The sequence below is a fragment of the Saccharopolyspora galaxeae genome, from assembly GCF_016526145.1.
In the GTDB taxonomy this organism is placed as follows: domain Bacteria; phylum Actinomycetota; class Actinomycetes; order Mycobacteriales; family Pseudonocardiaceae; genus Saccharopolyspora_C; species Saccharopolyspora_C galaxeae.
The window spans coordinates 27756-39833 of sequence record NZ_JADDUE010000018.1 but is presented as its reverse complement, the minus strand read 5'-3'; the positions used below and the strand labels follow the sequence as shown (position 1 = coordinate 39833).

At 71.1% G+C, this 12078-nt stretch carries 9 protein-coding genes; 5 read left to right on the top strand and 4 right to left on the bottom strand.

Going from position 1 to position 12078, the window contains the following annotated elements; all coding sequences use genetic code 11:
• The first annotated feature begins 58 nt into the window (after positions 1-58).
• The gene (locus INP57_RS27975; RefSeq protein WP_200073369.1) at positions 59-856 is read left to right on the top strand and encodes an alpha/beta fold hydrolase; all 798 of its coding nucleotides are present in this window, start codon (positions 59-61) and stop codon (positions 854-856) included.
• 43 nt (positions 857-899) lie between these two features.
• Here INP57_RS27975 and INP57_RS27970 read toward each other — a convergent pair whose 3' ends face one another.
• Positions 900-1559, bottom strand: coding sequence for a response regulator (locus tag INP57_RS27970; RefSeq protein ID WP_200073368.1), 660 nt, complete (start codon positions 1557-1559; stop codon positions 900-902).
• Entirely contained in the window at positions 1556-3256 is a 1701-nt protein-coding gene (locus INP57_RS27965; RefSeq protein ID WP_233628489.1) for a sensor histidine kinase, read from the bottom strand. The genes INP57_RS27970 and INP57_RS27965 overlap by 4 nt, the downstream gene beginning before the upstream one ends.
• 190 nt (positions 3257-3446) lie before the next feature.
• Here INP57_RS27965 and INP57_RS27960 point away from each other — a divergent pair, with 190 nt between their 5' ends.
• Entirely contained in the window at positions 3447-4835 is a 1389-nt protein-coding gene (locus INP57_RS27960; protein ID WP_200073367.1) for a CitMHS family transporter, read from the top strand.
• Between the two features lie 78 nt (positions 4836-4913).
• On the opposite strand, the gene INP57_RS27955 is transcribed toward INP57_RS27960, so the two are convergent.
• Complete coding sequence (locus tag INP57_RS27955) at positions 4914-5222, bottom strand: hypothetical protein (protein WP_200073366.1); 309 nt, start codon at positions 5220-5222, stop codon at positions 4914-4916.
• A gap of 577 nt (positions 5223-5799) precedes the next feature.
• Here INP57_RS27955 and INP57_RS27950 point away from each other — a divergent pair.
• The 3 genes from INP57_RS27950 (at position 5800) to INP57_RS27940 (ending at position 9323) form a co-directional block, all read left to right on the top strand.
• Positions 5800-7095, top strand: coding sequence for a hypothetical protein (locus INP57_RS27950; protein WP_200073365.1), 1296 nt, complete (start codon positions 5800-5802; stop codon positions 7093-7095).
• A 365-nt stretch (positions 7096-7460) separates the two neighbouring features.
• Positions 7461-7856, top strand: a complete 396-nt coding sequence (locus tag INP57_RS27945; RefSeq protein WP_200073364.1) for a hypothetical protein — start codon at positions 7461-7463, stop codon at positions 7854-7856.
• 144 nt (positions 7857-8000) lie between these two features.
• On the top strand, positions 8001-9323 hold the full coding sequence (locus INP57_RS27940) for a hypothetical protein (RefSeq protein WP_233628487.1): 1323 nt from the start codon (positions 8001-8003) through the stop codon (positions 9321-9323).
• Positions 9324-9484: 161 nt separating this feature from the next.
• Here the strand turns inward: INP57_RS27940 and INP57_RS27935 are convergent, their stop codons facing one another.
• Entirely contained in the window at positions 9485-11857 is a 2373-nt protein-coding gene (locus tag INP57_RS27935; protein WP_200073363.1) for an ATP-dependent Clp protease ATP-binding subunit, read from the bottom strand.
• Positions 11858-12078: the final 221 nt, after the last annotated feature.

Genomic DNA, 12078 nt, shown 5'->3' with positions numbered 1-12078 from the left:
CCGGGTCTTTTGAAAAGCTGACGGGCGCCACGACGAGACGTCCGCCGGAGAGGATCCGATGCCAGCCGCAGACCAGGTGCGCGCGCACGCCCGCGCGCACGACGGAACCGCACTTGCCCACCAATGCCAGGGCACCGGACACCCACTGGTCCTGCTGGCCGGCCAGGCGAACGACCACCACTGGTGGGACGGCGTCCGCGAGGACTTCCACCCCGCGCACAGCACGATCACGGTCGACTACCGCGGAACCGGCGGCAGCGGGAAACCGGACGAGCCTTATTCCACGCGGGGCTTCGCCGCGGACGTGGTCGCGGTGCTCGACGAGCTCGGCGTCGAACGCGCCGACGTCTACGGCACGTCGATGGGCGGGCGCGTCGCGCAATGGCTCGCCGCGCTGCATCCCGGGCGGGTGCGGCGGCTGGTGCTGGGCTGCACCTCGCCCGGCGGTCCACACGCGACGGAGCGGGACGCGGACGTGCGGCGCGCGCTGGCCCAGCCGGATCCCGGTGCCGCGCGGCAGGCCTTGGTGGAGTTGATGTTCACGCCGTCCTGGCCCGCCGAAGATCCCCGCACGGACCAGGTTCTCGGCGACCCGGACATGCCCGCGCACGCCAAGCGCAGGCACCTGGTGGCCAGCAACGAGCACGACGCCTGGGAGTTGCTGCCGCGGATCGCCGCGCCGACGCTGGTCCTGCACGGCGAACAGGACCGGCTCACCCCGCCGGGCAACGCCCCGCTGCTGACCGAACGCATCCCGGATGCCCGGCTGCACCTGCTGCCGGACGCGCGCCACGCCTACTTCCTGGAGCGCCGCCCCTCGGCGACCGATCTGGTGCGGGACTTCCTGGCCGAATAGGTAAACGCCGGGCGCCGCAACGGAAATCCCGCGGGAGATCGGCTCACTCGATGAGCGCGTACTGGTGCTCCGGACGACCGCTGGCGCCGTAGCGCAAGGTCATGTCCACCTTGCCGTCCTGGGCGAGCCCCGCGAGGTAGCGCTGCGCCGTCGCGCGCGCCACGCCGAGCTGCTCGGCCACCTCGGCGGCCGAACGCGGGCCTTCGGCGCCGCGCAACGCATCCACGATCAGCCGGGTGGTGATCGTCGAGCGGCCCTTCGGCGTGCCGGGCTGGTCGCCCTCGTGCAGCAGCCGCATCGCGCGGTCGATCTCGGCCTGGTCGACCTTGCCGCCTTCGGCGGGCAGCCGCGCGTGGTAGTGCGCGTAGGCGGTCAAGCGCTGCTGCAACTGGTCCGCGGTGAACGGTTTGACCAGGTAGTTCAACGCCCCGGCGGCCAGCGCCGCGCGCACCGACGCCGGGTCGGCCGCCGCGGTGAGCATGATCGCGTCCACGTCCAGCTCGCCGAGCAGCGCTATCCCGGAGCGGTCCGGCAGGTAGTTGTCCAGCAGCAGCAGGTCCGGGTACCGCTCGTCGACGAGCTCGCGGGCCTGCGCGGCGGAATGCGCGATGCCGACGGTGCGAAAGCCAGCCACCTGGTCGGTGAACTCGGCGTGCACCCGGGCGACGCGGAAGTCGTCCTCGACGACGAGGACCCGGATCATCGGTTCGCCTCCTGTTCCTCGGGAGGTTCGGCGTCGGCCGCGCCGCCTTCGTCCCTCGTGGCATTGCTGTCCATTGTGGACTCCGAGTCCTCGGGGGCTGCACCGGCCCGCCGCGGCTCCAACACGCCCGGCAGCCGTGCGACGAACACCGCCCCGTGCTCGGCTCCGCCGGGATCGGTCAGCCGCACTTCGCCGCCGAGGCTGCCTGCCGCCTGCCGGGTGAGCGCGAGGCCGAGCCCGCGCCCCTGACCCTCCTTGGTGGACACACCTTCGGCGAAGACGCCGTCGCGCGCGTCGGCGGGAATCCCGTCGCCGGTGTCGGCGACCGACACGTGCAAGGTCGTGCCGTCGGAGAGCAGGTCCACCTCCACGCGCGCGGGCCGCCGCGCTCCGGCGCGCGCGGCCTCGCCCGCGTTGTCGACCAGGTTGCCGACGACCGTGGTGACCTCGACCGGCGCGGCGACACCGGTCGCGACCCAGCTGGTCTCCCCGAGTTCCAACGACACGCCCTTCTCCCCCAGCGCGGCCTTCTTCGCCGACAGCAGCGAGACCAGGTAGGAGTCGCGCACCGCGGCGGCGGCCGGGCCGAGTCCGGCGACCGAGCCCGCGGACAGCACTTGCAGGTACTCCACCGCGTCCTCGTGATGCCCGGTCTGCAGCAGCCCCGACAGCGCGTGCAGCCGGTTGGTGAACTCGTGGCGTTGCGCGCGCAGCACGTCGGCCGTGCCGCGCACCGCCTCCAGCTCCCGGGTCAGCTTCTCCAGATCCGTGCGGTCGCGCAGCGTCACCACACCGCCGAGGTCGGTGCCGCCGCGGCGCACCGGCCGGTACCGGGCGAGCAGCACGCGATCCTCGGTGACGGTGAGCAGGTCCTCGGCCCGCTGCTCCAGCAGCGCCGCGCGCAGCCGCGGCGGCAGGTCGAGCGCCCGGACCGGGGTGCCCGGCTCGACGCTGATCCGCAGCAGGCGCTGGGCCTCGGCGTTGACCACCGAAACCCGGCCGGCGGCGTCGACCGCGAGCACGCCCTCCCCGATGCCGTAGAGCACCGCTTCGCGCTGGCGCAGCAAGCCGGTCAGCTCGTGCGGCTCCAATCCCAGCGTGCGCCGCTTGAGCAGCCGCGTCAGCAACGTCGAACCGGCCACGCCGACGACCAGCGCCCCACCGGTCAGCAGCGCCGAGGTGCTCATCAGCCGCAGGAACGTGCTGTCGATCTCCTGGGCGTCGAAGCCGACGCTGACCTGGCCGAGCACCCGCCCCGACGGGGCCCGCAGCGGCACCTTCCCGCGCGCCGAGGGGCCGAGCGTGCCGCGCCGCACGTTGACGACTTCCCCGCCGGCGAGCACCCGAGACGGGTCGGTGCTCACCGGCCGGCCGATCCGGGCCGGATCCGGGTGCGAGAGCCGGATGCCGCGTTCGTCGGTGACCACGATGAACAGCGCGCCGGTCGCTCGCCGGGCGCGCTCGGCCCGCTCGGCGACCAGCGGCCGCGAAGCGGGGTCGGCGACGTTCGCCGCCAGCTCGGCGTCGGCGGCGACCGCGCGAGCCACGCCCAGCGCGCGCTGCCCGTACTGGTGCACCAGGCTGCGCTCGAGCAACGAGCCGGCGAGTGCGAAACCGACGCCTGCGACGAGCACGATCAGCCCGATCTGCAGCGCGAGCACCTGCCGGGCGAACCGCATGGGTCGGCGGCGGGACATGGCACCCGACCCTACCGAGGGAGCAAAACGCGCAGAACGCCTTGAACGCGGAATAGGCGGACAACGTCGGCAACACTCCCCCGCCCCGGCATCGAGCCCCTACGGTTCCGCCGGTTGGAACAACGGTGTTGCCCGGGCCACGTCGTGGTTGCCCCCGGCCACGCCGAGGTCACGGAAAGGGGGTAGTGCGTTGATCGCATTGCTCGGCTTGGCGATGGTGGGGATCTTCCTCTACCTGGTGATGAGCAAGCGGCTCGCGCCGATGGTCGCGCTGATCGTGGTCCCGGCCGCGTTCGCGGTGCTCGCCGGGTTCGCGCCCGACCTCGGCGACATGGTCACCGAGGGGATCACCTCGCTGGCCCCCACGGCGGCGATGCTGATGTTCGCCATCCTCTACTTCGGCATCATGATCGACGCCGGGCTGTTCGACCCGATCGCCCGCGTGGTGGTCAAGCTGACCGGCGACGACCCCCTGAAGCTGATCATGGGCACGGTCGCGCTGGTCGCGGTGGTCTCGCTGGACGGTGACGGCACCACCACGTTCATGATCACCGTTTCGGCGCTGCTGCCGATCTACCGCAAGCTCGGTGTGAGCCCGGTGCTGATGACCGGCCTGGCCTGCATGACCAACGCGATCCTGAACATCGTGCCCTGGGGCGGCCCGGCCGCGCGGGCGGCGAGCGTGCTGCAGCTGGATCCGCAGGAGATGTTCGTGCCGATGATCCCGGCGCTGGGCGCCGGACTGGTGGCGGTGTTCGGCATCGCCTACGTGCTCGGCGTGCGGGAGCGGGCGAAGTCGCGGACCCGGTCGGCGGAGCTGGTCACCGCCGGTGGCGGCGGTGTCGCCACCGGCCCAGCGGCCGGCGCCGGATCTTCGGCGGACACCGGCGCTTCGGCAGATTCGGGCACTCCGGCGGACTCGGGCGAATTCGACGTGCTGGCGCCGGAACGCGACAGCCTGCGCCCGAAGCTGATCTGGTTCAACGCGGCGCTGACCGCCGCACTGCTGGTCGCGCTGATCACCGGTGTGCTGCCGATCGCGGTGCTGTTCATGATCGGTACCGGCGTGGCGCTGATCGTGAACTACCCGACGGTTAAGCAGCAGCGCGAGCGGCTCGCTGCGCACGCCGACAGCGTCGTCGCGGTGGTTTCGATGGTCTTCGCCGCCGCGGTGTTCACCGGTGTGCTCTCCGGCACCGGGATGATCGAGCAGATGGCGCAGTACCTGCTGCACGGGATGCCGGATGCGCTGTTCCCGTACTTCAGCATCGTGGTCGCGGTGCTGAGCGTGCCGTTCACCTTCTTCATGAGCAACGACGCGTTCTACTTCGGCGTCGTGCCGATCCTGGCCGAGACCGCCGCGCAGCACGGCATCCCCGCGATGGAGATCGCCCGCGCGTCGCTGCTGGGCCAGCCGATCCACATGCTCAGCCCGCTGGTGCCCGCGATGTACGTGCTGATCGGGCTGTCCAGGGTGGATCTCGGTGACCAGCACCGGTTCGCGATCAAGTGGGCGCTGCTGGTCTCCGCGGTGGTCATCGCGGCCGGCTTCGCGCTCGGGCTGGTCTCGGTGCATTGATGCGGGTGCGTTGAATTCGGGCTGATGCGGAGGTGGGCCGGTCGCGCGACCGGCCCACCTCGCAGCTCCCGGCGCCGGTCACCAGACGTTGCCACCGCCCGGGCCGCCCACACCAGGGGCGCCGATGCCGTTGCCGCCGATGCCATTGCCGCCGAATCCGCCCGGCCCGCCGCTGACGCCGCCGTTGCCGTCGCCACCATCGCCACCGTCACCGCCGCCGTTGCCGCCGCCGCCACTGCTGCCGTCGCCGCCGTCGCCGCCGTTGACGACCCCCGGTCCGCCTCCCCGCGCGAGCGGCAAGGTCGTCATGACCGTGCGTGCGGGCAGGAACTCCACGCGCTCGTCTTCCAGCTCGGCGTAGCTGAGCGGTTCAGTCGCATAGAACACTTGGTCCTCCTTCGTCGAAGGGGTTGGCGGAATTCCCCGGAGATCGATGCCCGGCCCGGATCCCCCATCCCAACGCCCCAGTTCGTTGGTAGCAGCTCGAAGGTAGGGGTTCGGCCACTCCCGCGCACTGCGGAATGCGGCTGCGGCCGAGCGTTCCACGGAACAATCGACCGACTCCCACCGGAACCGGTCCGCTGTGACGCTGCTGTGACGGAACATGGCAATAATGCTGCTAGCAGCCATGATCACCTTCGGAAATGACCTTGCAGGCCAATCCGGAGCGCCGCTCCGGCGAACTAACGTGATCGACCAGGAAAGCGCGCCTCGGATCCCTTCTGAGATATTGATAATGCGTGCCTGAATTTCTTTGAAAGTGCCGTTTCCACACTTCGGACGCGTTCTCCAATCGTCGTGCGGCGACAATCCACCGCGCCGCCGAGGCACCCCACCGATCAGGTGAAAGCGGCCGGGAGTGATCCGACACCACTCTTTCGATTCCGGCGGGCCCAGGCCCGTTCAGCCTAAGATCTTCGACTGTTCGGCCCAAAAAGATCACGTTGAGTGAGGAGTTGTGTCGATGACCCATCGACGGCATCCGGAACTCTCGCCCCAAGACCCGGCCCCGCCTGCCGCGCACCCGGGCACCGGAACTTCCCTCCGGAACCTGTGGGCGCTGCCCGGCGCGAGCGTGCTCGCCGTGGCCTTCGGCCTCGCCTCCGTGCCTGCCGCGCACGCCGACCCGGCATCGTGCACCCGCACCTCCAACGGCTCCGGCGACGACATCGTCTGCGACCGCGGGGTACCCGAAGGCGAGACCCTCCGAGGCACCCCCGGCAACGACCGGATCGTGCTGCGCGGAGCCGTCGCGGGCACGGTCGAAGCCGGTGACGGCGACGACGAGATCATCGTCACCGGCCGCAGCGGCGGCAACGGCGGCGACGGCGGCAACGGCTTCCTCGGCCCCGACGGCGACTACGGCAAGGCCCGCAACGGCAAGAACGGCAAGAACGCCGACGGAACCCCCGCAGCCACGCGCGCCACCCCGCGCGACGGCGGCAGCGCGGGCGCGGGCGGCAGCGGCGGCAACGGCGGCGCCGGAGTCACCGAGTCCGGCGTCATCGACGCGGGCACCGGCGACGACACGGTCGACGTGACCGGCGGTCCGGGCGGCAACGGCGGCCAAGGCGGCAAGGGCGGCCCGGGCAGCACCGATCCCGCCGACTCGCGCGGCGGTGACGGCGGCAACGCGGGTAGCGGCGGCGCGGGCAACCTGGGCCGGATCTACAGCGGCGACGGAACCGACGAGATCACCGTCACCGGCGGCGACAGCGGAACCGGCGGTGTCGGCGGCACGGGCGGCGACGGAACCGCCTCCACCCGCAGCGGCAACGGCGGCAACGGCGGAGGCGGCACGGACGCCGACAATGGTCGCGCCGGACCCGGCAACGGTCCGAGCGGCACCATCATCAGCACCGGGCCGGACGTCGTCGACCTCCGCGGCGGCGCGGGCGGCGCGGGTGGCATCGGTGGCGTGGGCGGCGACGCCGGTACCGAGAACGCCCGCGCGCAGGACCTGCCCCGCGGTTACGAGCGGGAAGGCGACGGCGGAACCGGAGGCACCGGCGGACACGGCGGCCTGCCGAACGCGGGCACCCTCTCGCATCAGGGCGGCAGCACGATCAAGGTGACCAACGGCGCCGGCGGCAACGGCGGCGACGGCGGAACCGGTGGTGACGGCGAAGGGATCGGCAGCACCGGAGGGCTGCAGGGCCTGCGCGGGCTGGACGGCGTCCAGGACTTCGGCGGCGCCGGTGGCCAAGGCGGTGCGGGCGGTGTCGCCGGGCTCGCCGACATCGCGCAGCGGAATCACTGAGCACGGTGAGGCCGTGGCCGCCGGGACGAGCGCTTCCCGGCGGCCACGACACAGCGGAACCGATCTCCGAGGATTGCGCGCATCCGCCACGGCCGGTTTTGCGCGAGTTGCGGCGTACCAGCCGTCCCACTCGAGCATTGGCAAACTTGCCAAGGTTGATCGGCGGGTGAGTACCACGCGCGGACCCGCTCCGCGAACGGGCGTCGGCGGCCGCCCGCCGGGGGAGTGAGTCGGCCTGCGCGGCCGTTCCGGCGCTTCTAACGTTCGGCCCGATTCACCAGAACGGACCGCCGGCGAGGAATCAGGGGCATCCTCGGTCCGCAATTCCCGGAGTTCGTTGTGTTTCACGCGAAAGGAGTTTTCTGATGTCTGAAACCTTTCCGCTGCTGAGCTCCGTGGAATTGGAAGATCAGCGCGTGGAGTTGCTGCCCGCCCGCTCGGTCATGACGACGCTCGCCTTCCCCACGCCCGGAGGCAGCGACGTGACCGTGGTGCACACCCCGCCGCACGGCACCGAAGGGGTGGACGCGGACGTCTCGCAGGAGCACTCCGGCGACCCCACGACGGGTGATGTCACCGGCGGCGACGGCGGCCAGGGCGGCGGCAACGGCGGTGGCCAGGGTGGCGGCAACGGCGGCGCCGGTGGTGACGGCGGTGCCGGTGGCGATGGCGGCGACGGCGGCGACGGCGGCGACGGCGTCGGCGGCGACGGAATCGGTGGCGACGGTGTCGGCGGTGACGGCGGCGGCAACGTCGGCTGATCGCGCGCCCTGAACCCCGCGGCGGGCCGGCGACCAGGTTGCCGGCCCGCCGCGGTCGTTCAATATTCGACGCGGCAGCACCGAACCGGCCGGTCTCCGGAGCCGCCGGGGCCACGCGGAACTTTTCCAACGCCTGGGGGCGAATTGGACACCACGCCAGCGCCGGGTGATCCCGCCGCCGAATCGGACGTCGCGGATCACGCGGTACCCGCGCTCATGCCCGGCACCGAGTTGATCGGCGAGTACCAGGGATCCGGGCACCGCGAACCGCCGTACCTCGTCCGCCGCCCCGACGGCCAGGTCCTGCAGGTGTCCCGGCTGCTGTACCTGCTCGCGGCGCAGCTCGACGGGCACCGCAGCTTCTCGCAGGTCGCTACCGACCTCGGCGACACGGTGGGCCGCGAGATCACCGCCGAGCAGGTCTCCTTCCTCATCGACAACAGGCTGCACAAGGCCGGGATGGTCGCGGCGGGCGCGGACCGTCCTGAGCAGCCGCTGCCGAAGGGGCGGGACCGGCTGCTGGCACTCCGGTTCCGGGTCGCGCTGCTGCCCGAGCGCGTCGTGTCGGCCATCGCCGGCGTGTTCATGCCCCTGTTCTGGCCACCCGTCGTGGTGCTCGTCGTGGCGGGGTTCGCGGCCGCCGACATCTGGCTGGCCACCAATGGTGCGGCGGGACGGCTCGTCGCAGGCGCGCAATCACTGATCGAGCGGCCGGAGCAGATCCTGCTGGTGCTGGGGCTGCTGACCGGCGCCGGGTTGTTCCACGAGTTCGGCCATGTCGCGGCCTGCCGCTACGGCGGCGCCCGGCCCGGCACCATGGGTGTGGGCATCTACCTGGTCTGGCCGGCGATGTACAGCACCGTGACCGACTCCTACCGGCTCAGCCGCGGTGGCAGGCTGCGCACCGACCTCGGCGGGATCTACTTCAACGCGCTCGCCATCCTGATCATGATCGCCTGTTACGCCCGCACGGACTCGGCGTGGCTGCTGGCCGCGCTGGTGGCCTGGCAAGCGACGACGGTCTGGCAGTTCCTGCCGTCGATCCGGCTCGACGGGTACTACATCCTGAGCGATCTCGTCGGCGTGCCCGACCTGTTCGACCGGATGGGGCCGACGCTGCGCAGCATGGTGCCCGGCCGGGAGCCGCATCCGCGGGTGCGCGAGCTCAAGCCGTGGACTCGGCGGGTGATCGCGGTGTGGGTCGTGCTGGTGATCCCGTGCCTGGCTTACTGGATCATCGGATTCCTGGCGCTCGCGCCCTACGTGCTGCCCGGGCTGTGGCAAGCATTGCTCGACCAGGCCCGCGGCGTCGGCGAGTTCGCGCGAGCCGGGGGCATCGCCGGAACCGCGGTCGGCCTCGTCCGGATCTTCATGCTGCTGCTGCCGTGGGCAGGAATGACGTTGGTCCTGGTGAACTTGACCCGGTCATTCCTGCGTTTCCTGCGCAACCGGCGCGCGGCCAGGTAGGCGATGCACCGGTGCGGGCACCGGTCATCCCGCCACGACTCCTCCGGTCAGCGACGGCTGAGTTTCCGCCACCGGACCGGCGTCCATCTCATCCGGGCCGGATAGCAGAAGCCGCCGCACCGGAAGGTTCCGGTGCGGCGGCGGTCATCGGTTCTGCGGCGTCAGCCGGCGGAGCCGGCCAAGTCGGCCGGTGCGACGTCCGGCGCCGGCGACGGCTTGGTCTCGCCGCGGAAGGTGAACTGCGCCTGGTCGTCGGAGCCTTCGCCGTCCCAGCCTTCGACGTCCACGATCACGATCTGGCCGGCCTCGACCTCGCCGAACAGGATCTTCTCGGACAGCCGGTCCTCCACCTCGCGCTGGATCGTGCGGCGCAGCGGCCGCGCACCCAGCACCGGGTCGAACCCGCGCTTGGCCAGCAGCTTCTTCGCGGTCGAGGTCAGCTCCAAGGACATGTCCTTGCCCTTGAGCGCCTTCTCCACCCGGCCGGTGAGCAGGTCCACCATCTGCACGATCTCGTTCTCGGTCAGCTGGTGGAACACGATCACGTCGTCGATGCGGTTCAGGAACTCCGGCCGGAAGTGCTTCTTCATCTCCTCGTTGACCTTGGACTTCATCCGCTCGTAGTTGGACTCCGCCGAGTTCCCCGCGGAGAAGCCCAGGCCCACGGCCTTGGAGATGTCGCCCGTGCCCAAGTTCGAGGTGAAGATCAGCACGGTGTTCTTGAAGTCCACCGTGCGGCCCTGACCGTCGGTCAGGCGACCGTCCTCCAACACCTGCAGCAGCGTGTTGTAGATCTCCTGATCCGCCTTCTCGATCTCGTCGAACAGCACCACCGAGAACGGCTTGCGCCGCACCTTCTCGGTCAGCTGCCCGCCTTCCTCGTGGCCCACGTAGCCGGGAGGAGCACCGGTCAGCCGCGACGCGGTAGCGCGGTCGTGGTACTCGCCCATGTCGATCTGCACGAGCGCGTCGTCGTCGCCGAACAGGAACTCCGCCAGTGCCTTGGACAGCTCGGTCTTACCCACACCGGACGGGCCGGCGAAGATGAACGAACCGGCCGGACGCTTCGGGTCCTTCAACCCGGCACGAGTGCGGCGGATCGCCTGCGACACGGCCTTGACCGCGTCCTCCTGGCCGATCACGCGCTTGTGCAGCTCGTCCTCCATGCTCAGCAGCCGAGTCGTCTCCTCCTCGGTCAGCTTGAACACCGGGATACCCGTCCAGTTCGCCAGCACCTCGGCGATCTGCTCGTCACCGACCTGCGCTTCGGTCTCCGCGTCGTCCTCACCGGCGATCACCCGGTTGATCCGGGTGCGCGCACCGGCCTCGTCGATCAGGTCGATCGCCTTGTCCGGCAGGTAGCGGTCGCTGATGTAGCGGTCCGCCAGGCTGGCCGCGGTGGTCAGCGCGGAGTCGGTGAACGTCACGCGGTGGTGCGCCTCGTACCGGTCGCGCAGGCCCCGCAGGATCTGCACCGAGGTGTCCAGCGACGGCTCGCCCACCTGGACCGGCTGGAAGCGGCGTTCCAGCGCCGGGTCCTTCTCGATGTGCTTGCGGTACTCGTCCAGCGTGGTCGCGCCGATGACCTGCAGCTCGCCGCGGGCCAGCACCGGCTTGAACAGGTTGGCCGCGTCGATCGCGCCCTCGGTGGCCCCGGCGCCGACGAGCGTGTGGATCTCGTCGATGAACAGGATGATGTCGCCGCGGCTGTCGATCTCCTTGAGCACCTTCTTCAGGCGCTCCTCGAAGTCACCGCGGTAGCGCGCACCGGCGACCAGCGAGCTCATGTCCAGCGTGTAGAGCTGCTTGTCCCGCAGCGTCTCCGGGACGTCGCCCGCCGCGATCCGCTGCGCCAGGCCCTCGGCGACGGCGGTCTTGCCGACACCGGCCTCGCCGAGCAGCACCGGGTTGTTCTTGGTGCGCCGGGCGAGCACCTGCATGATGCGCTCGGTCTCCTGCTCCCGGCCGATCACCGGGTCCAGGTCGTTGTCGGTGGCGCGCTTGGTCAGATTCGAGCCGAACTGGTCGAGCGTCGTGGCGGAGGACGGCTGGCCGCCGCCCCGCGCGCCGGCGCCGGAGGGCTCCGCGCCACCGCCGGTCGAATCCGACAGCAGCTGCAGCACCTCCTCGCGCAGCCGGTCGAGGTCGGCGCCGAGCTTGATCAGGACCTGGGCCGCGATGCCCTCGCCCTCGCGGAGCAGGCCGAGCAGGATGTGCTCGGTGCCGATGTGCTCGTGGCCGAGTTGCAGCGCCTCGCGCAGCGACAGCTCCAGCACCTTCTTGGCACCGGGGGTGAACGGCAGGTTCTCGGCCGGTGAGCGCTCGCCCCGGCCGATCGTCTCCTCGACTTCCCGGCGCACATCTGCGCGGTCCAGCCCCGACGACTCGAGCGCCTTGGCGGCGACACCCCCGCCCTCCTGGATCAAGCCCAGCAGGACGTGCTCGGTGCCGATGTAGCTGTGGCCGAGCTCCCGGGCCTCTTCCTGGGCCAGGACGACCACCCGCCTAGCGCGGTCGGTGAACCTCTCGAACATTCGCACTCCCCTGACCGCCGTGGCGGTCGACGTGACTCCGGCCGCTGGCCGGCCAGTGCAACTGGTGACCGCTCGCGCGGCCGGTCTTGCTGGTCTAACTCGGGACCGCTGGTGCGGTCGGGCTTTCTTGTCGTCGACTCCCCTGGTTAACGGACGGGCCCGTCCGACCATTCCAGATGAAGCGATCTACGGGGGCGTGTTCGTCCCTGGCGAACAGGCCC